The organism is Streptococcus pluranimalium (assembly GCF_047785705.1).
GTDB classification, from domain to species: Bacteria; Bacillota; Bacilli; order Lactobacillales; family Streptococcaceae; genus Streptococcus; species Streptococcus pluranimalium_A.
In genome coordinates, this window is the sequence record NZ_JBLOJV010000005.1 from 17,686 (window position 1) to 37,278 (window position 19,593).

Sequence of the window (19,593 nt, forward strand, 5' to 3'; positions counted from 1 at the left end):
TTCTGATGACTATTATAACATAATAAAACAAGCTAGAACACGAATAGCTAGCTTGTCTCTTGATAGAATTAGCGTTTGCAGGTTTTTACTTAGGATAGATCATAAATAGAGTAAGGCCAGAGCGACCAGACTAGAGATGAGAGCTACTGACCACATAAAAGCATTGACCTGCCACTCACTCCAACGCTCACCTTTTCCTAATAAACCACCTAGTTCAAGATGGTGATGGAAGGGAGTCATACGAAAAATCCGACGCCCTTGACCATCTTTTTTCTTTGTGTACTTAAAATAAGTCACTTGTAGGATTACTGAGAGGGTCTCAAACACATAGACCAATCCAATCAGCAAGAGTGTCCATTCTTGTCTTAAAACAATGGAGATAGCTGCTAGCATGGCTCCTAAAGCGAGAGATCCGACATCACCCATAAAAATTTTGGCTGGCTTTTTATTGAAGCAAAAGAAAGCCAAAAGCCCCCCAATCATCGCGCTAATCATCACTAGCACATCAAATTGCTTTTGAAAAAAAGCAATCACACCATAGGCCAGCAAACTAATCACAACTGTCATAGAGGCTAACCCGTCAATGCCATCTGTTAAGTTGACCGCATTTGAAAAGCCAACTACCCAGAAGATCACAAAGGCAAGGTAGAACACCCCAAGTGGCAAGTCAAGCCCCATAACCGTCACGCTTATGATCTCATTTGGGTAAACATAACTAAGGTAAAAGAGCAAGCCAGCAATGATCTGAAGGGTCATTTTTTGCCAAGGTGTCAAGCCTTCGTTGACCTGTTTAAAGATCTTTAAAAAATCATCCAAAAAACCGATGATACCATAAAGGAGACTAACCGATAAAATCCCTGCGATCGCCCCTAGACTGCCCCCTTGGTAGACTTGATAAATTGAGCCAACTATTAAACCGACTAACAGACTAACGGTTAGAAAAACAGTGCCTCCCATGGTTGGTGTCCCAGATTTGGTGAGATGTTGCTTGACATCCTCATGCATCTGTTGACCACCAATTTTTTTCATCTGATAATAACGAATAAAGAAAGGCATGGCAATCATCGTCACACCAAAACTAATGATGCCGACTATTGAGCTCAATAACATGTTAATCTCCCAACGTAATTTTGATATTTTTTCGCTGTCTTAAAGGTGTCCCGACATCTGCATTTTGCTTGACCACTGTCCCTGAACCTTTAATGGTGATGCTCAAATCATTCCATTTGGCAAAGGCTTGGACATTACGCTTGCTCCAGCCATACATGTCTGGCATCTCAGTCACCTTTCCAGCCTGAATCAAGACTTGCTGGTTGGCTTTGAGTTTGGTTCCTTTAGTAACTGTCGTTTTAGTCACTTTTGACTCATTACCAACCAAGATCGGATGGATAAGATTGCGACGCAAGGACTCCACTGTCTTGGCACTAGGCTTGCCAATCACATCTGGCATCTGATAAGGTGTTTCAGGACGTGTCTCCTTATCAGCGAGTGAGGTCACTAACTGATCTTTCATGGTCAAGGTTTCTTGAAGGACTGGGTTAAAGATGGTTCGCCATTCTAAGTCTGTCCAGCTACCTGGTTGCTGTACCGTGACATACATGGTAAAGAGAGGTTTTTCCGCAGGAATCATTGCTACAACAGAGTAGATATAATCTCTCTCGCCAGAGAGATAGCCTGAACCATCTTCTTTGGCAATTTCTGCCGTACCTGACTTAACCGCAATGGCTTCATTGTCAACTTGAATGATTGGCTCTCCCAACCACCCTGCATACAAGGTTCCATAATAAGGTGTCGTCCCTACAGCTACCATGTGCTCTCTGGTTTCTTTTGCAGCTTTTTTGCTAACAGGATTGCCGACAACTTCTGGCAGGGCCACACGGCTTGAGCCATCATCAAGATTGACGAGCTGACTAATAAATTGTGGCTCTAGCATTTCTCCATCGTTAGAAATACCGCTAAAAGCACGTAACATTTGCGACTGAGTCACTGAAATCCCTTGTCCAAAGGCACTGGTTGCTGTATTGACGCTATTAGATGAGATAACCCCTGCTGATTCTGAACCCATACCAAAGTAAGTTGGCTCTCCAAATTTAAACTTGGTCAGGTAGTTGGCCCACTTGTCATCACCCATTTTTTGCTCCAGCAAGGTCATTGCTACGTTACTGGAGTAGGCAAAACCTTGAGCAAAGGTCATGGTCTGGTATCCTGCAACACCACCGTTGACAGACCAGTCATTGATGGTAATCCCATCAAGATTGAGACCAGTATTGGTATAGTACTCATTGGCTTTGAATTCTTTAGCATCAATGGCAGATGCCAAGGTCATGACTTTCATGGTCGACCCTGGTTCGTAGTTGGTTTGATAGAGCATGTTTTGCCAAGAAAAGTCTTTTTCTTCCAGTCCTTTTAAGGTGTCTGAATTAAAACTTGGTCTTTGAGTGGTCGCTAAGATTTCACCCGTTTGTGAGTTGACAATAGTGGCACTGGCAAATTTTCCTTTGGTTTCTTCTTGAAAAGCATCCATTTGCGTTTCAAGATAGGTTTGAAGGGGGGCTGAGAGGGTGGTGTAAACATCTCGTCCATCACTGGCTTTTTTGATCACTTTCTGGGTTCCTAACAGAAGGTTCCCGTTTCGGTCTTTTTCGTATTCCACAATGCCATCTTTACCAGATAAGAGATTATTCAAAGACGCCTCCATACCCGTCACTCCCTCTAATAAGGTTGAACCATTTTCCTCTGTGCGAGGCTGGGCTAGGCCTATAAATTGAGAAGCAAAGATACCATTTGGATACATCCGACTGGTACTGCTATCAAAAGAAATACCCTTGATCTTCTCCTGTTTAACAGCTTCTCTAAGAGCGCTCATCTTGCTATAACTCAGATTAGACCCCTTTGTTCCAAAAGAAACTTGGACTAACTGTTGTTGATTAAGCTGGTTGATGACGTATTGTTTATCCAAACCCAGATGGTTATGAAAGAGATTGGCAACCGTATCAAACTGCGAGGACTGAACGTATAATTTTTCCTGATTGGCTGTCACATAGGTTTTATCAATAATGGCATAGACGCTGTAGGTTGTGGAATTTTCTGCAATCACGTTGCCATGACGATCAAAAATCGTTCCACGCCTTGCTTGTAAAGTTGTTCTAGCGTTATAGACCGCTCTTGCACCTTCAGAGAGGTCAACACCAAACTTGCTATCTGTTCCCACAATCACTGCAAAATTGATGACAAAGACAAAAAAGATGAATACCGTAAGAATCATCAAATTTTGACCAGCGTAACGCCTATTTTCTTCTGGGTGTGCTTTTCTAACCTTGACGACATAGTTTAGAAATAGCTTTTGCAGTTTCCTCATTCTGACTCCACGTTTTGAATATTGTCATTCCTGATTTTGAGACCAGCTTTTTTGGCAATCTCAGAAATACGGTCATATCGACTGAGTTCATTGACTTCTTGTTTGGCATCATTAAGGTCTGTCTGGGCACCGTTGATGTCAATGTTCAAGCGATTGATTTCTTGCTGTACCTGCATGTTACGGCTTTGAAGGTAGATAATGCTGATAGCCATCGTGATGGCAGCGATAACAATGGCACCATAAAAAGCTTTTTCAATGCGCGTAAAGGTACGAATCCGCTTTTGCAGGGCTTGCGCCATGGCTTCGCGTTTAGTTTCGTTTGGCATATTTATTTCCTAACTTTTTTAGCCACTCGCAGCTTGGCTGAGTGAGCTCGGTGATTAATGGCAAGTTCTTCTGAGCTTGGTAAAATCGGCTTACGATTAACCAAGACCATCTTGGGCTTTAAGTCTTCTGGAATAAAGGGCAAGCCCTTTGGCACATCAACGGCTGAGGCTTCTTTAAAGAGTTGCTTGGTTAAACGATCCTCCAAAGAATGAAAGGTAATCACAGCTATGCGCCCATCAAGTGCTAGTAAGTCCATGGCTTCTTGAATAGACTGATCTGCCGCTCCTAACTCATCGTTCACTTCAATGCGGATGGCTTGAAAGATCTGCTTGGCAGGATGGCCTTTTTTCTTGAGTTCTTTAGCTGGCTTGGCTGATTTGATAAGTTCTGCCAATTCCGTTGTTGTCTCAATGGGCTTGGTTTGACGCGCTTGCTCAATCTTACGAGCAATTTGTTTGGCGAATTTGTCCTCACCATACTTGAAAAAAATCCGTACCAAATCATGGTAATCATAGGTGTTTACCACATCGTAAGCCGTCAGACTTGCCTGACGGTTCATACGCATGTCAAGAGGAGCGTCTTGCTTGTAAGAAAAGCCTCGCTCACGCTCATCTAATTGTGGACTGGAAACACCCAAATCATACAAAATCCCATCAATCTCAATCACGCCTAGCTTTTCTAGGTTGGACCTCAAATGACGGAAATTATCTTGGATGAAGGTCACCATTCCCTTGTCAATGTAATCTCTTAATGTTATTTGAGCGTTCTCAATCGCTGTTTGATCCTGATCAAAGCAGTACAGATGCCCCTTGGGGCTTAATTGTGATAGGAGATAGGCACTATGCCCTGCGCCACCCAAGGTCGCATCAACATAGATACCATCTGGCTTAACTAAAAGTCCATCGACCGTTTCGTGCAAAAGCACTGTCACATGATGAAAATCATTACTCATAACAGTTATTATACCATAAAGAGAAGCTATTTGTCTTAAATGTGTCAATCCTAGTCATGATAAGGCTTTCATCCAAAACTAGCTGCCCTAGCAAGGTCACTTTCTTAATCCTCAAAGCCTGTTTACATCTAACCTGTATCAATTATGAGCATTTTTAGTATTGAGCAGCCTTTAAGCCTAGCAAACAAGCCACCAACAACATTAACGACTAGACTGGCTCTAGCATACCTTACTCTCTAATCTGACCTTGACCGTTAATGTAGTATTTGGTTGAGGTCAAGGCTTCTAGTCCCATAGGCCCACGCGCATGTAGTTTTTGAGTTGAGATGCCAATTTCAGCGCCCAAGCCAAAGACAAAACCATCGGTAAAGCGGGTTGAGGCATTGACATAGACCGCAGCGGCATCTATGCTGTCCTGAAATCTCTCTGCCCTACTGATTTCTTGGGTAATGATAGCTTCTGAATGATGGGTCGTGTAGGTATTGATCACCTCAATCGCTTCTTCAAGGTGATCGACAACCTTGACAGCCATGATATAATCTAAAAATTCAGTCGCAAAATCTGCCTCTGTAGCCTTAGTGGCATTGGTCAGATAAGGCATGGCACGCTCATCTGCCCGAAAAGCAACAGGATGTTGGTCAGCGAGAGCCTTCTCCAACATCGGTAAAAAGACTGCCACTACCGATTGATGGACAACTAGGCTTTCTGCGGCATTGCAAACACTTGGTCGTGATGTTTTAGCATTGATGACAATCCTAACAGCCATTTCCAAATCGGCATCCTTATCCACATAGATATGCACATTGCCAACACCAGTCTCAATCACTGGTACTTTGGCTTTTTCTTTAACCGTTTGAATCAATCTAGCCCCACCACGTGGAATGAGCAAATCAAGGTAATCTGTTGCTAACATCAATTCTTCTGCCACAGCGTGGGAAGGATCTTCCACTAATTGCACCATGTCGGGAGAATAGCCCGCCTCGGCAATGACTTGGCGAGCGACACCAATCAAGGCTTTGTTGGAGTGAAGGGCATCCTTACCACCACGCAAAATAATGGCATTATTGGTCTTAAATGCTAAGCAAAAAGCGTCAATCGAGACATTAGGCCTACTTTCAAAAATCATGGCGATAACACCAAGGGGGACTCGTTTTTGCAGGATTTTAAGACCATCTCGGTTGGTGTAACCACGGACCACTTGACCAATGGGATCTTGAAGATCAGCCACCTGAATAACTCCCTCAGCTATGGCTTGAATACGCTCTTTTGTGAGACGCAAGCGATCAGTCATGACCTCAGATATGCCATGCTCTGATGCTGCTAGTAGGTCCTTTTCATTTTCCCTTAAAATACAGTCAGATGCCTTGATCAGACCATCTGCTAGTGCCAGTAAGACTTGGTTTTTAGCTGTCGTTGACAAACCTGCCAAATCTTTGCTGGCCTTTTTGGCTCTTTGTCCTAGTTTTTCAATCAATGTCATGACTTAGTCCTCTTTTTCTTGCTTAAAGAGCGTTCCGATCGCTTGACCATCTAGCACTCGTAAAATATCTCTGGGGTTCTTACCATTCATCAAAACCATAGCGCCACCATGTTCAAACATCATCTGAGCTGACTGGATTTTACTAAGCATGCCCCCTGTGCCAAACTTAGAGCCAGCGCCACCGGCTGACCTTAAAATCTCCGGTGTGATCTCGCTAACATGCGGTCGTAAAACGGCATCCTCATAAATAGTCGGATTTTTATCAAATAAACCATCAATGTCAGACAACATGATCAAGAGATCAGCCTTAACAATCTCTGCTACTAGGGCAGACAGACGGTCATTATCTCCAAATTTAGTCGCATGATCCATCTCATCAACACTGACCGCATCATTTTCATTGACAATGGGGACAATCCCCATGTCTAAGAGACTTTCAAAGGCATTGGTGACATTGGCTAAACTTTCTGGAAATTCAACCACATCGCGTGTTAAGAGAATTTGAGAAACCTGCTTTTGGTAGTGCGCAAAAATCTGTGCATAAAGCCCCATCATCGCAACCTGACCAACACTTGAGACTGCCTGTTGTTTGGACAATTCTTGAGGTCGCTTAGACAAGCCCAAGATATTGAGCCCAAATCCCATCGCTCCTGAAGAGACCAAGATAACTTCTAAGCCCTTATTTTTCAGACTAGCAATAACAAAAGCCAGTTGATCAATTTTTTCTAAATTGATATTACCGTTTGACAGGACCAAAGAACTGGTCCCAATCTTGATCACCAAACGTTTTACTTGCTTATAATCATACATCATAAGCAAATTATACTAAACTTTCTAAAAAAAGAATATCAAAAAGAAGCTGTTAGAATCCAAAAATAAGCAAAGACACTAAAAAGGTCAGAACAAAGTCCTAACCTTTTTATGTCATTCTAAGTAAAGCCGTAAAACATCATGATTGAGCAGGCTCTAAGACCTTGATTTTCTTAGCTGAACAGCCCACTTTTTTCCTAATCGTTGACAGGCTCTGTGCTTTGCTCAAGAATATTTCCTGTGTTAGCATCAATGGTATAAGAGTATTCTGTGGTGTCTTTGACAAAGTCAATCTCATAACTTGGTGTCTCATCGTCAAAATCTTGCTCTAGGTGAAAATGTGTTACCTCATCTTCACTGACTTTAGCGGCATCAAAGGCTTTTTTCTTAGCTTCTTCTTCTGATAGCGTCACAGCAGGTTTCACTGCTGGTGGGTCTTTTTTAATGACTTGGCTAGACTTGGTTTGAGTCTCTTCGATTTTGTCATCATCCATATCACATGCTGCAAGAGCAAGGATTGAAAGTGCTGTCACAGCTAGTAAACTCACTTTTTTAAATGGCATAAATGCCTCCTTTTTGTTATTAGACGCCTGAATGGTCTAGGCAAATGAATGAACTTTCAAACAAGAAACTAAGACGCAGACAACTCAAAGCCTCACAATGAGGTTTTGAGGTCTGAGCCTAGAAATCAAAAAACAAAGATTATTAAAGTTAATTCAAAAGACGATATCAAGCTAGTTAAGGGTCATTAGGATAAGGCTTTATAGAGCTTCATGGCATTATCAACGGTGAAACCATAGGCTTCAAAGATACGATCTCCTGGTGCAGATAATCCCCAGGTATCAATGGTCAAAGTAGCCCCGTGTAAACCTGTGTAGCGCTCCCAGCCATAGCTTGCCGCAGCCTCAATCGCTAAACGTTTGGTGACGGCACTTGGAAGGACAGCCTCCTTATAGTCTGGGCTTTGCGCATCAAAGAGATTTTGTGAAGGCATAGACACCACCCGAACATGGATACCTTCTGTCGCTAGTGCTTGTTGCGTCTCAAGTGCTAACGCGACTTCTGAACCAGTAGCAATGATAATCCCATCCAGGTCACCTTTGGCCTCAGACAGAATATAAGCCCCCTTGTTGAGTCCTTCTTCAGCTAAGTCAGCTGTTCCCTCAAGTACTGGCAAGTTTTGGCGGGTTAACACAAGCATGGTTGGCGTCTTGGTTTCACGTAAAGCACGTTTCCAAGCGGCGTTAACTTCGTTACCATCAGCCGGACGGATGACGTTAAGATTTGGCATAGAGCGAACGCTAGCTAATTGTTCGATAGGCTCATGTGTCGGCCCATCCTCTCCTACCGCAACGGAATCATGTGTCATGACATAAACCGTCGGCAACTCCGCAAGAGCTGCCAAACGAACGGCAGGTAAAAGGTAGTTTGAAAAGACGAAGAAGGTTCCTCCATAAACACGGCTACCACCGTGGAGTGCGATACCATTCATCGCAGCTGCCATGGCAAATTCGCGCACACCAAACCAGATATTACGACCTTGGTAGTTGCCAGGCTGAAAGTCTGCTTCGGCTTTGACCATAGTGTTGTTTGAAGCGGAAAGATCGGCAGACCCACCCCAGAAATGAGAGACCTGATCTGAAATTTGTTGAATAGCAGCTTGACTGGTCACACGGCTAGCAGAACTCTCGCCGACTGAATGCCCATCCAGTGTCACCTCGATTGGTTTCATTTCAAAGGCCGCCTTATAGTCTGCTGCTAACTCAGGATAGGTTTTTTCGTATTGCGCAAAGAGGTCATGCCAGGCTGCCTCTGCTTTTTCCCCACGTGCTTGCAAACCGCTCGCAAAACGATTTGATACTTCTTCTGGAACTGTAAAAGCTGGGTAATCATAGCCATAAACGTCTTTGGCATAAGCAATTCCCTCATCACCAAGAGGTGCGCCGTGAACAGCTGATGTTCCTTGATTTTTAGCACCGTAACCAATAATGGTTTTGATCTCAATCATTGTAGGCTTGTCTGTCTCTGCTTTTGCCACTTCGATAGCCTGAGCAATAGCCTCCAAGTCATTGCCATCTTCAACCAAAAGATGTTGCCAACCGTAAGCCTCAAAACGCCCCTTGACATCTTCGGTGAAGGCCATTGATGTCGGCCCATCCAAGGAGATGTCATTTGAATCATAAAGAAGTATCAACTTGCCTAATTTCAAATGCCCCGCGAGACTGGCAGCCTCTTGAGAAACACCTTCCATCAAATCCCCGTCGCCATTTAGGGCAAAGGTATAGTGATCGACAATGTTAAAGTCAGGCTTGTTGTACTTGGCTGCTAGATGAGCCTCTGCCATAGCCATCCCCACAGCATTGGCAATCCCTTGCCCAAGTGGACCAGTAGTCGCTTCGACACCATCTGTGTGATTGACCTCTGGATGACCTGGTGTTTTTGAGCCAAATTGACGGAATTGCTTGAGATCTTCCATCGAGACATCGTAGCCTGATAAATGAAGCAAACTATACATTAAGGCACTACCGTGACCCGCAGATAAGACAAAACGATCACGGTTGGACCAGGAACGACTGGTTTTTGGATTGATCGTCAAAAAGTGATTCCAAAGAACATAAGCCATCGGAGCTGCTCCCATAGGCAGTCCTGGATGACCTGAATTGGCCTTTTGGATCATATCCATTGAGAGTGAGCGAATGGTATTGATCGCTAATTGATCAACTGCATCAAAAGTCATAATTCCTCCTTTATGACAACATGGCTAAGCCACTGAAGATAAATTGTGTTATCGTTTTTATTATACCATAAAAATCAACAGGTTTCCCCTATGCACAACAATCAAAATAGACTTGTCGCAAAATTCTAGGTAGTATTTTCGTTCAGTAAGGCGATGAGGTCTTTTGAGAGGATTTTCAAAGAGTCTAAGAACCTGTTTTAACAAGTCAAGTCCTCAATGATGAAGACAGGTTCTAAGGATAAGCTAAAGGCCAGGATAGTTATCCCAGCCTCTAAAGCATTATCATTAACGACTACATCATTAGGTTAAAGAGGAATATCGCTAAAAATCCTCCGACAATCGGACCTAAGACAGGAATCCATGAGTAAGTCCAGTCTGAATCTCCTTTTTGCTTGATTGGTAGTATGGCATGAAGAAGACGTGGTCCAAAGTCACGCGCTGGATTGATGGCATAGCCTGTTGTCCCACCCAGTGACAAACCAATACTGATCACCAAAAGCCCGACACCAATCGTTGCTAAGCCCGCTGGCATATCATAAGTCCCAATGGTCAAAATTGCTAACACTAAAATCAAGGTTCCTAAAACTTCTGATAAAAAGTTTGAAAAAAGATTTGGTAAGGCTGGCCCTGTCGCAAACGTTGCCAAGATGTCTCCTGGTTCTTGTGCGACATCATAATGAGGTTTGAATTGTAAATAAACCATCAAAGACCCAACCATGGCACCTAAGACTTGTGCCAAGCTATAAATCAAGGCAGTTGCCCAAGAAATATCTCCTTTTAAAGCAAAGGCTAGACTGACAGCAGGATTCAGGTGGGCTGGTGCAATCGTACCTGAAATAAAAGCAGCCATCGTCACAGCCAGACCCCAACCCATCGTAATCACTATCCAGCCAGCCGCATGGCTTTTGGTTCTGGGTAACACAACGCCTGCCACCACCCCATTACCAAGTAGAATCAAGATTGCTGTTCCTAAAAATTCTCCAAAAATATCCATCTGTTTTCCTTTCTTAAGCTTTCAAAGCTTCTAAATCATTTTCGGCAAGAATGAGGTAAAAATCAGCCTTTTGCTGGGCTTTTTCTTCTGTTGACCATTCTAAATGCTTGCTCATTTCATCTATAACTGGTTCTACCAAGGCATCTAAGCCATCACGCTTAAAGAGCATGTGGTTGGTTCGACGCAAGAAGAAATCAGATGGTCTCAAGGCCATTTCATAATCCATGGCATAATGAAGGGACAGGGTTTCTTTCAAGTCAAGCCCCGGTGCTGGCTCAACTGTCCTAGCTAACTGATAGACTTTGGGAACATTTGAGCCATAGAGGTTGGCGAGATAACGAGCATCGTCCATTTCAAGACCGCTTAAGACACCTAGCTGGGCATAGGTTTCAAGCTCATCATCCACATTAGTGGGATTCAACTCACCGCCAGAAACTGGATAGGTCTTTGAATTCATCAGTTCAAAGTGGCGATCAAACTCCTGTTCAAGAACATGTAAAACCTGCTTGAGAGCCCCTTCTGCCATTTTACGGTAGTCGGTGATTTTACCACCAGCAAGGGTAAAGACGCCATTATCATCACGATCAAAGCTGCTGCCACGTGAAACAGCTGATGGACTGAGTTCTTTCTCAGAAGACAAGGTACTCATGTTCCCGATGACCTCTTCAACGTCTTGACGAGATTTTTCTTGATTAAGGTAAGCCTTGACAGCTGCAATCAAAGCATCAAAACTCTCGTCCTTGAGCTTACCAGAATTACCACCATTATAGTCTGAAGCATGATTGCCCGAAAGCAGTGGGCGCAACCCTGCCCAGCTACTTTCGATATCATCGACTGTGATATGCGCTTTGGGGAAGCGTTTGTTAATGATGTCAATGAGGTAATCCACATCCTCTTTGGTAACGCTTGGGTGTTGAATGTCTCCTTGGTAATCCGTATCCGTTGTTCCAAAGTAGGTTTTATCCTCACGAGGGAGTACGAAAACCATGCGTCCATCATTGAGTCCAGTGTCCACATAGACAGGTTGTGAAACATTAAGCCGCTTACGATCAACAACCAGATGAACGCCCTTTGTTGGACGCATTTGGTGGATCGGATTGTCAGGATTCCCAAAGTTTCTAATCATATCAGACCATGGACCTGTCGCATTAATGACCACACGTGACGCAATAGCAAGGGTCTCTCCCGTAAGAAGATCCTTGGCTTTAACGCCAATCACTTTATCATTGTCATCTCTTAAGAAATCTTCGGCCTTGACATGGCTAGCAATAAGAGCGCCATCACGATTGGCACGTTTGATATTTTCAATCACTAAGCGGGCATCATTATTACGAAAGTCAAGGTAAACACCACCACCAAGAAGTCCTTCTGCCTTCAAATCAGGCTCACGCTCTAACACTTCTTGTTTGCTTAATACCTTATTAGCAAAGGGGGAATCAGGAGCGACTTCAGCCAATGAGTCATAAAGATTCATGGCAACCTTCAAGCTAAGCATATTGAAGGTGGTGCCTTCCTCATCATAGATGGGCAGGAGCATGGGATCTGGTTTGGGAATATGGGGGGCGATCCGCTGAACGACGGCACGCTCAGAAACCGTATCAGCAACCACTTCCACATCAAATTGTTTGAGGTAACGAAGACCGCCATGAACTAACTTAGTGGATCTACTACTAGTTCCTTCAGCGAAGTCCTGCATTTCAATCAACCCAACGTCCAAACCACTCGCTGCAGCTTGAAGTGCCAAGCCTGCTCCCGTGATACCGCCACCAATAATCAAGACATCAAGCCTTCTATCCTTCATTTTTTGAAGTGATAATTGTCTTGTTGCTTTTGAAAACTCCATCTGTTACGCCTCCTCTTGATCAGCAGCATAAACCTGCGTTGCTCTCACAGCACGTTTCCATCCTTTATATAATTTTTCCTTGCGTGCCTCGTTCATGCTGGCTTGGAAAAGTTGACCGGTTTCATTGAGCTCCTTAAGAGCATCCATGTCTTTCCAATAGCCCACGGCCAATCCTGCTAAGAAAGCTGCCCCAAGAGCTGTGGTTTCCAAATTCTTAGCCCTAGCAATATCAATACCTAGAATATCTGCCTGGAACTGCATGAGATAATCATTCATAGCAGCCCCGCCATCCACACGAAGTTCAGGAATGGCAATACCTGTGTCCAACTGCATGGTATCAATAACATCGCGGACTTGGTAAGCGATGGACTGAAGGGTTGCTTTGACAAAATCTTCTTTACTACTACCACGTGTCAAGCCAAAGACTGAACCTCGGGCATTAGAATCCCAATATGGCGCACCCAGTCCAGTAAAGGCAGGCACAACAAATATATCGTCATCTCCTTGTGATTTTAAGGCTAATTTTTCAGAGTCAGGAGACTGATCAATCATGCGAAGACCATCGCGAAGCCACTGAATGGCTGATCCTGCGATAAAGATCGATCCTTCAAGAGCATAATAAACCTTACCATTGATACCATAACCAATGGTTGTTAATAGATGGTGTTTAGATAATTGCATCTCCTCACCAGTATTCATGACAATAAAAGAACCTGTGCCATAAGTGTTTTTAATCTTACCTTTTTCAAAGGCTAATTGCCCAAAAAGAGCGGCCTGTTGGTCACCAGCCATCCCCGAAATCGGAACACTAGCACCATAAAAATGGAAAGAAGCGGTATGGCCATAAATTTCTGAGTTGGACTTGACTTCAGGGAGCATCGCTTTTGGAATGTTGAGAATGCTTAAAATCTCGTCATCCCATTTTAGATCTTTGATATTGTAAAGCATGGTACGTGCAGCATTCGAATAGTCTGTCACATGAGCTGCCCCATCTGTTAATTTCCAAACCAACCAGGTATCAATCGTCCCAAAGAGCAACTCACCTTTTTCAGCACGCTCTTGCGCACCTGGCACCTTGTCCAAGATCCAACGCACCTTAGTCGCTGAAAAATAAGCATCAATAACAAGACCTGTTTTTTCATGGATCATTTCCGTATGACCCTCTTTTTTGAGTTGATCAGCCAGTGGCGCTGTTTGGCGTGATTGCCAGACAATCGCATTGTAGATGGGGAGACCTGTTTCTTTATCCCAAACAACGGTTGTTTCACGCTGGTTGGTAATTCCAATAGCCTCAATTTGATCAGGCTTAATCCCCGACTCAATAAAAGAGCCTGCAATAACCGATTGAACCGAATTCCAAATTTGATTCGCATCATGTTCTACCCAGCCAGCTTGTGGGAAAATCTGTGGAAACTCCTTTTGACTACTGCTTATTTTTTGCCCTTTTTGATTAAAAATAATGGCACGAGAACTTGTTGTCCCTTGATCAATAGCCATGATATACTTTTCGTTTGACATTGTTATCCTCCTAATGTAATGCAATTTTTGGTAAGCGCTTACTTTTTGTTACTCTTTTACTATACCAAAAATTAGCTGACTTTGCATTACTTTTTTGTCTTTTTTCTAAAATACTTTTTTCACAAATGATTGACATGTGAAAAATAGCGTCAACAAAGACAAAACGAGACTGTCTCTAAGGACAATCTCGTTTTGGTCATCAACTGATGTAACGAATCTAAAGGTATTTATCTAGGGTTAATCACTAGACAAATCAACACTTGGTACAGTAGTAGCTGCTAAGTCAGAGGCTTTAAAGAGCTCCTCTTTGTCAAAACCAAATATTCCTGCAAAGATAGAGGCAGGAAAACGACGAATCTTACGATTATAGGATGTCGCTACCGTATTATAGTCCTTACGTGCTACTAAGATACGGTTTTCAGTTCCTTCTAGCTCTGTGATTAAATTAGACACCTGCTGATTGGCATTTAGTTGAGGGTAATTTTCGGTCAACACCAATAGGCGAGAAACTGCTGAATCAAGTTCAGACTGGGCTTCTCGGTTCTCTGGTGAGCCTTGTTTGCTTGAGCCAATTTTGGCACGCGCTTGGGCGATTTCTGTAAAGACTTTTTCTTCATGCTTCATTGAACCTTTAACAGCAGAAACAACATTGGGAATCAAGTCATAGCGGCGTTGTAGCTGGGTGTCAACATTAGCCTGAGCATTTTCCACTTCAGCATGGGCATCAACCAGACCATTATATTGCCCAACACCAATCATTATAAGAATAAGAATACCGATAACCGGTATTAAAACAGGTAAAAACTTTTTCATAATATTTCCTTTCTTTCTCCTCAAGAAAAGCACTCCAGACCATAAAATCCCAATGATAAAACTTGGGGGTATCAAGGCAAGAGGCTATCTCATGGTTAAAACGTATTACCAGCCAGAAGAGGCACCTCCACCCCCTCCGCCGCCTCCTGACCAGCCACCGCCGCCAGAGCCAAAGGAGCCTGACCCCCTGCCAGAGCGACCTGAGTAACTAGATGATGAGCTGCTTGCTAAAAGCCAAAGTAGGCTCCCGAGACCGCCTCCGCCACGGCCACCTCTGCCTCCTTTGATAAGGATCAAGACGACAATCACAATGACGATGATCGCACCAATACCCAGACCGTCTGATGCTTGCTCTTGATTCTCTTGAAATTCAGACAACCTTTTCTGAGAACGCTCAGTTCCATAAAAGGCATCACCCATGGCATCCACGATGTATAAAACACCATTGTCATAATCCTCATTTCTGAAAAAATCTTTGGATTGATCCAAAATCCGTTTTACCCTAACATCCGGCAAAACAGTCGAAGCCCTGTCTGAGGTTTCAATGCGAAATTGACGGTCCTCTATGGCAATCACTAAAAGAGTACCGTTATTGGTCCCTGAATAACCCACTTGCCATTTGCGAAAGAGCTGATTGGAAAAGGATTCTAGATCCATTGGCAAATGATCCGTCAGGTAGACTCCAACTTGTAATTGCTCTTTTGTCGACTGCCAAGTCGCATTTTCCTGATTGATTTTAGCAATCGTTTCTTGAGATAAATAATGCTTGGGATCGAGAACTGTTGCATTGGTTGGTCGATCAGGAATCGAACGCTCTGCCTCAACATGACTCCCAGCCATACCTAAGACGACTAAGATCATTAAAAGGGAACTGATGATGGCTTTTTTCATAGATTGACCTCCTTGGCTTTCATTATACAACAAAACCAGCTAAAAAGGGCCTTTTGACCTTTTATGTGCCATAGCATCTTTTAGGAATTAGGCTTGTCCAGATGACGTCCATGTAAACCTTTTTCACGTTGAATTTGACGTAGTTTTTCAGGAGTGACGTCATTGCCATCCTCATCAACCAGCTTGATGCCTTCAATGTGGTGACGTAGAGATTGACGATAGCCATCAATATATTCTCGACGTAGTTTTTCCTGCTCTTGTTTTTCCTGGTCTGTCAGACCAACTGTTTTTTTCTTTTTAGCCAATTCATTGATACGATTGATTTTTTCTTGATTCAATGTTGTAATACTAAGACCGATTCGAAAGCACTTGGTCTTTAGGAAACTGATCGGGGACATTGACATCCTCGACAGTCTATCTCACCTCAAGCTTTCTAGTTGCCTTCAAAACCACCGTCACTAATAGCATCACTTGATTAGATAAAGCTAGGAAAGCAATGCTATAGAGTGTTTTCAAAATGGATGATTTCAGATGACAACCTTAGTCTTCCTTTCTTTTTTGATGAGAAGCATGACCACAACCAGGTTGCTATCACTCTTATTTGCTGTTCAACTGATTGAAGATAGCCACGTGACTGGCTTTGTCTGCCAATCGTTTCAAGATGGCAAGACGATTGGATTTGAGTTTTTGATCATCAACCATGACCATGGTATGGTCAAAGAAGTCTGTGATAACTGGTGCGAGACCAAAGAGGGCTTCCACATTAGCAGTCATGTCATGACTAATAGCTAGAGCTTCGACTGCTTCATAAAGAGTCTTTTCTTGCTGATTTTCAAAGAGACTTTCATCAACAGTTGTCTGCTCAGCCTTTTCAGCCAGATTAAAGACACGCGAGAGGCTTTCAACAGCTTCTTTGTAGCCTGCTTCTTTTGACTTTTGGAAAATGGCAGAGCTGGCAGCTAGTTGCTCCGTGACCACATGATTGGTGCTATCAAGCACAGCTGTTCGAATGTCTTTTGAAATAGCCCTATCAATCATTTTATCCACACGGGCACGGATAAAGGTCATAACATCTGCTTGATTAGCATAAGACAAACTGTCAAATGACAGATCATAAAGATCAGCAATCAATTGGTCAAGAGACATTTCCCAACCAAAGGCATCCAAGATACGAACAATACCCGCTGTTGCACGACGAAGAGCGTAAGGGTCGTTTGAGCCTGATGGAATAAGACCAACTGAAAAGAATGAGAGAAGGGTATCAAGCTTGTCTGATAGAGCTAAGACCGCACCAACTTTGGTTTCTGGCAAGTCTCCATCAGCTGAGTTTGGCAGGTAGTGTTCACGAATGGCTGTCGCAACAGCTGCATCTTCACCTGCAAGAAGGGCGTATTTTTCACCCATGAGCCCTTGCAATTCATCAAACTCGCCCACCATCCCGGTCAACAAGTCAAACTTATAGATTTGAGCGGCACGAGCAACTGCTTGACCTTCATCTGATGAAAGGCCTACTTTTTCAGCCAAGTATTTAGCGATAACCCTACTGCGTTTCATGTGCTCAGCTAGAGAGCCAATTTTTTCATGGAAGGTCACATCAGCTAACTTAGCCACCAAATCTTCAATCTTGAGTTTTTGGTCTTCACGCCAGAAGAATTCGCCATCTTCCAAACGTGCCACAAGCACTTTTTCATTTCCTTTAACCACGTTTTCGATGTATTGGTCATTACCATTACGAACGGAAATGAAATTAGCTTTCAAGTTACCATCTTGGTCACGAACCACAAAATAACGTTGGTGATTTTTCATCGAGGTAACTAGAACTTCCTCAGGTAAGGCGAGGTACTTAGCGTCAAAGGCACCCATGAAAGCGGCGGGGTATTCGACTAAGTTGAGGACTTCATTAAGAAGATCTGGGTCAATTTCCACTTGAACATTCTCCGCAGCTTCAATCGCCTTTATCTGCTCAACAATCATAGCTTCACGCTCTTTGGCATCAGCAATGACAAACTGTGCACGCAAGTCATCTTCATAAGAGGTCGCTGAAGCAATCTCCGTTTCTTGACCAAGGAAACGATGTCCACGGCTAACACGACCAGAATGAATATCTAAGAAATCCATGTCCAAAGCCTTGTCATCCAAGAGAACCGTCAAAGTGTGAACCGGACGGATGTATTCAAAACTATTTTTAGCCCAGTGCATGTTAACTGGGAAGGTCATTTGATTAAGCACTTGGGGAAGGTCCGCTAAAACTTCTTGGGCTGGTTTTCCAACTTCGTTTTTTGTCACATAGAGGTATTCGACACCTTTGACTTCACGGAATTCGATGTCATCTGTCGTCAATCCTTTGCCACGAACGAAACCTTGGGCTGCTTTGGTGTAATTTCCCTCTTCATCAAGGGCAATTTTCTTAGCAGGGCCTTTGAAATCCTCTGTCAAATCAGTTTGTTTATCCGCAAGACCTGTCACACGCGCCGCCAAACGACGAGGTGTTGAAAAAGTCTTGATGTCTTGAAAAGAAAGACGTTTATCTTTAAGGAAAGCAGCTAGGCGCTCTCCAAGTTGTTGTTCACTTGGTGTGACAACGTAGGCTGGAAGTTCCTCCAGTCCAAGTTCGATTAATAGATTTTTTACCATCATTAAGATACCAAGGGCCTTTAGTGGACACTGTCAACGTCGCAAAGCACAACAGGTGCTTGCACCTAGTAGCTCTTTAGCTTTTTGACACCGTCTCTAGCCCTTATTGAGTTCCTTTCTCCGAAATGATTCTTTTAGCTGCTTCTTGTTTTACTTATTCTGCGTCTTCAGCCAAGAGTTTGGCACGCGATTCGTCATCAAGAAGTGGGAATCCCAGTTTTTTACGCTCTGCCACAAAGGTTTTAGCAACGACACGCGCTAAGTTACGAATGCGGGCAATGTACCCTGCACGTTCGGTAACAGAAACCGCCCCACGCGCATCCAGTAAGTTAAAGGTATGAGAACATTTTAAAACATAGTCATAGGCAGGATGCACAAGCCCTGCTTCCAAGGCACGACCTGCTTCTTTTTCAAATGTCTCAAAGTTTTCTAGGAGCATGTCTTGATTAGAGATTTCAAAGGAATATTTTGAATGCTCATATTCAGGTTGTAAGAAGATCTCACCGTATTTGACCCCTGGCGCCCATTCAATATCATAGACTGAGTCAACTTCTTGAATATAAGAGGCTAGACGCTCCAAACCGTAAGTCACTTCAGCCGTTACTGGTGATGTTGCTAGACCACCAACTTGCTGGAAATAGGTAAACTGGGTGATTTCCATCCCATCAAGCCATACTTCCCAACCCAGACCAGCTGATCCCGTTGATGGGTTTTCCCAGTTATCTTCAACAAAGCGGATATCGTGTTCTAAAGGATTGATCCCCAATTTTTCCAAAGACTCAAGGTAAAGTTCTTGAATATTTGATGGTGATGGCTTCATAACCACTTGGAATTGGTGGTGTTGGTAGAGGCGGTTAGGATTTTCACCGTATCGACCATCTGCTGGACGACGTGATGGTTCTACATAAGCGGCATTCCACGGCTCAGGACCAATGGCGCGAAGGAAAGTGTAAGGACTCATAGTTCCCGCCCCCTTTTCATTATCATAAGCCTGCATCAGCATACAGCCCTGGTCATTCCAGTATTGTTGTAAGGTCAAGATAATTTCTTGAAAAGTTAATTTTTTTGTTGACATAAATTTCTCCATTCTCAAATGTTTAGTTCTTGCGACAAGAGTCGTTTGTTGCCGATATTTTGGCAAACGACACGTTAGTACAGTGTCTAGCTCAGTCGTCCTAGCGATGAGCTTTTGGTAGTTCGAACATTGGAAGAAAACTGCTACTGACATTGTGAAAG

General features: G+C 43.4%; 16 protein-coding genes. All 16 read right to left on the reverse strand.

Translation table 11 applies throughout. The features are described 5' to 3' along the window. Nucleotides 1-99: 99 nt before the first annotated feature. Nucleotides 100-1,110 (reverse strand): phospho-N-acetylmuramoyl-pentapeptide-transferase, encoded by a 1,011-nt coding sequence (gene mraY / locus ACMZ6Z_RS02160; protein WP_416131024.1) that lies wholly within the window; start codon nucleotides 1,108-1,110, stop codon nucleotides 100-102. A gap of 1 nt (nucleotide 1,111) precedes the next feature. Beyond that, on the reverse strand, nucleotides 1,112-3,358 hold the full coding sequence (pbp2X, locus tag ACMZ6Z_RS02165) for a penicillin-binding protein PBP2X (RefSeq protein ID WP_416131025.1): 2,247 nt from the start codon (nucleotides 3,356-3,358) through the stop codon (nucleotides 1,112-1,114). After that, nucleotides 3,355-3,684: a cell division protein FtsL gene (gene ftsL / locus ACMZ6Z_RS02170; RefSeq protein ID WP_416131026.1), complete on the reverse strand. Its 330-nt coding sequence runs from the start codon at nucleotides 3,682-3,684 to the stop codon at nucleotides 3,355-3,357. The genes pbp2X and ftsL overlap by 4 nt, the downstream gene beginning before the upstream one ends. A gap of 2 nt (nucleotides 3,685-3,686) precedes the next feature. Continuing rightward, nucleotides 3,687-4,637: a 16S rRNA (cytosine(1402)-N(4))-methyltransferase RsmH gene (rsmH, locus tag ACMZ6Z_RS02175; protein WP_416131027.1), complete on the reverse strand. Its 951-nt coding sequence runs from the start codon at nucleotides 4,635-4,637 to the stop codon at nucleotides 3,687-3,689. Between the two features lie 229 nt (nucleotides 4,638-4,866). After that, complete coding sequence (locus ACMZ6Z_RS02180) at nucleotides 4,867-6,117, reverse strand: glutamate-5-semialdehyde dehydrogenase (RefSeq protein ID WP_416131028.1); 1,251 nt, start codon at nucleotides 6,115-6,117, stop codon at nucleotides 4,867-4,869. A gap of 3 nt (nucleotides 6,118-6,120) precedes the next feature. Next, nucleotides 6,121-6,930 (reverse strand): glutamate 5-kinase, encoded by an 810-nt coding sequence (gene proB / locus ACMZ6Z_RS02185; RefSeq protein ID WP_416131029.1) that lies wholly within the window; start codon nucleotides 6,928-6,930, stop codon nucleotides 6,121-6,123. Between the two features lie 194 nt (nucleotides 6,931-7,124). Beyond that, nucleotides 7,125-7,490 carry a PepSY domain-containing protein gene (locus ACMZ6Z_RS02190; RefSeq protein WP_416131030.1) on the reverse strand — a complete coding sequence of 122 codons (366 nt, stop codon included), beginning with the start codon at nucleotides 7,488-7,490 and terminating at the stop codon, nucleotides 7,125-7,127. A 185-nt stretch (nucleotides 7,491-7,675) separates the two neighbouring features. Continuing rightward, on the reverse strand, nucleotides 7,676-9,664 hold the full coding sequence (gene tkt / locus ACMZ6Z_RS02195; RefSeq protein ID WP_416131031.1) for a transketolase: 1,989 nt from the start codon (nucleotides 9,662-9,664) through the stop codon (nucleotides 7,676-7,678). Nucleotides 9,665-9,956: 292 nt separating this feature from the next. Next, the gene (locus ACMZ6Z_RS02200) at nucleotides 9,957-10,658 is read right to left on the reverse strand and encodes an MIP/aquaporin family protein (protein ID WP_416131032.1); all 702 of its coding nucleotides are present in this window, start codon (nucleotides 10,656-10,658) and stop codon (nucleotides 9,957-9,959) included. Between the two features lie 13 nt (nucleotides 10,659-10,671). Continuing rightward, on the reverse strand, nucleotides 10,672-12,501 hold the full coding sequence (gene glpO, locus ACMZ6Z_RS02205; RefSeq protein ID WP_416131033.1) for a type 1 glycerol-3-phosphate oxidase: 1,830 nt from the start codon (nucleotides 12,499-12,501) through the stop codon (nucleotides 10,672-10,674). Between the two features lie 3 nt (nucleotides 12,502-12,504). Beyond that, a complete protein-coding gene (gene glpK, locus ACMZ6Z_RS02210; RefSeq protein ID WP_416131034.1) occupies nucleotides 12,505-14,019 on the reverse strand; it encodes a glycerol kinase GlpK in 1,515 nt (504 codons plus the stop codon). A 237-nt stretch (nucleotides 14,020-14,256) separates the two neighbouring features. Continuing rightward, complete coding sequence (locus ACMZ6Z_RS02215) at nucleotides 14,257-14,835, reverse strand: LemA family protein (protein ID WP_416131086.1); 579 nt, start codon at nucleotides 14,833-14,835, stop codon at nucleotides 14,257-14,259. Between the two features lie 102 nt (nucleotides 14,836-14,937). After that, on the reverse strand, nucleotides 14,938-15,723 hold the full coding sequence (locus ACMZ6Z_RS02220) for a TPM domain-containing protein (protein ID WP_416131035.1): 786 nt from the start codon (nucleotides 15,721-15,723) through the stop codon (nucleotides 14,938-14,940). An 80-nt stretch (nucleotides 15,724-15,803) separates the two neighbouring features. Continuing rightward, nucleotides 15,804-16,061: a DUF896 family protein gene (locus tag ACMZ6Z_RS02225; RefSeq protein ID WP_416131087.1), complete on the reverse strand. Its 258-nt coding sequence runs from the start codon at nucleotides 16,059-16,061 to the stop codon at nucleotides 15,804-15,806. Between the two features lie 259 nt (nucleotides 16,062-16,320). Further along, entirely contained in the window at nucleotides 16,321-18,357 is a 2,037-nt protein-coding gene (glyS, locus tag ACMZ6Z_RS02230) for a glycine--tRNA ligase subunit beta (protein WP_416131088.1), read from the reverse strand. A gap of 154 nt (nucleotides 18,358-18,511) precedes the next feature. Next, nucleotides 18,512-19,432, reverse strand: a complete 921-nt coding sequence (glyQ, locus tag ACMZ6Z_RS02235; protein ID WP_416131036.1) for a glycine--tRNA ligase subunit alpha — start codon at nucleotides 19,430-19,432, stop codon at nucleotides 18,512-18,514. Nucleotides 19,433-19,593 lie beyond the last annotated feature (161 nt).

What these genes read in the sequence shown, in the direction of transcription:
- ACMZ6Z_RS02220 (WP_416131035.1), bottom strand. Translation starts at nt 15,723, where the DNA reads ATGAAAAAAGCCATCATCAGTTCCCTTTTAATGATCTTAGTCGTCTTA.
- ACMZ6Z_RS02190 (WP_416131030.1), bottom strand. Translation starts at nt 7,490, where the DNA reads ATGCCATTTAAAAAAGTGAGTTTACTAGCTGTGACAGCACTTTCAATC.
- glyQ (WP_416131036.1), bottom strand. Translation starts at nt 19,432, where the DNA reads ATGTCAACAAAAAAATTAACTTTTCAAGAAATTATCTTGACCTTACAA.
- rsmH (WP_416131027.1), bottom strand. Translation starts at nt 4,637, where the DNA reads ATGAGTAATGATTTTCATCATGTGACAGTGCTTTTGCACGAAACGGTC.
- glyS (WP_416131088.1), bottom strand. Translation starts at nt 18,357, where the DNA reads ATGGTAAAAAATCTATTAATCGAACTTGGACTGGAGGAACTTCCAGCC.
- proB (WP_416131029.1), bottom strand. Translation starts at nt 6,930, where the DNA reads ATGATGTATGATTATAAGCAAGTAAAACGTTTGGTGATCAAGATTGGG.
- ftsL (WP_416131026.1), bottom strand. Translation starts at nt 3,684, where the DNA reads ATGCCAAACGAAACTAAACGCGAAGCCATGGCGCAAGCCCTGCAAAAG.
- glpO (WP_416131033.1), bottom strand. Translation starts at nt 12,501, where the DNA reads ATGGAGTTTTCAAAAGCAACAAGACAATTATCACTTCAAAAAATGAAG.
- ACMZ6Z_RS02200 (WP_416131032.1), bottom strand. Translation starts at nt 10,658, where the DNA reads ATGGATATTTTTGGAGAATTTTTAGGAACAGCAATCTTGATTCTACTT.
- glpK (WP_416131034.1), bottom strand. Translation starts at nt 14,019, where the DNA reads ATGTCAAACGAAAAGTATATCATGGCTATTGATCAAGGGACAACAAGT.
- tkt (WP_416131031.1), bottom strand. Translation starts at nt 9,664, where the DNA reads ATGACTTTTGATGCAGTTGATCAATTAGCGATCAATACCATTCGCTCA.
- mraY (WP_416131024.1), bottom strand. Translation starts at nt 1,110, where the DNA reads ATGTTATTGAGCTCAATAGTCGGCATCATTAGTTTTGGTGTGACGATG.
- ACMZ6Z_RS02180 (WP_416131028.1), bottom strand. Translation starts at nt 6,117, where the DNA reads ATGACATTGATTGAAAAACTAGGACAAAGAGCCAAAAAGGCCAGCAAA.
- pbp2X (WP_416131025.1), bottom strand. Translation starts at nt 3,358, where the DNA reads ATGAGGAAACTGCAAAAGCTATTTCTAAACTATGTCGTCAAGGTTAGA.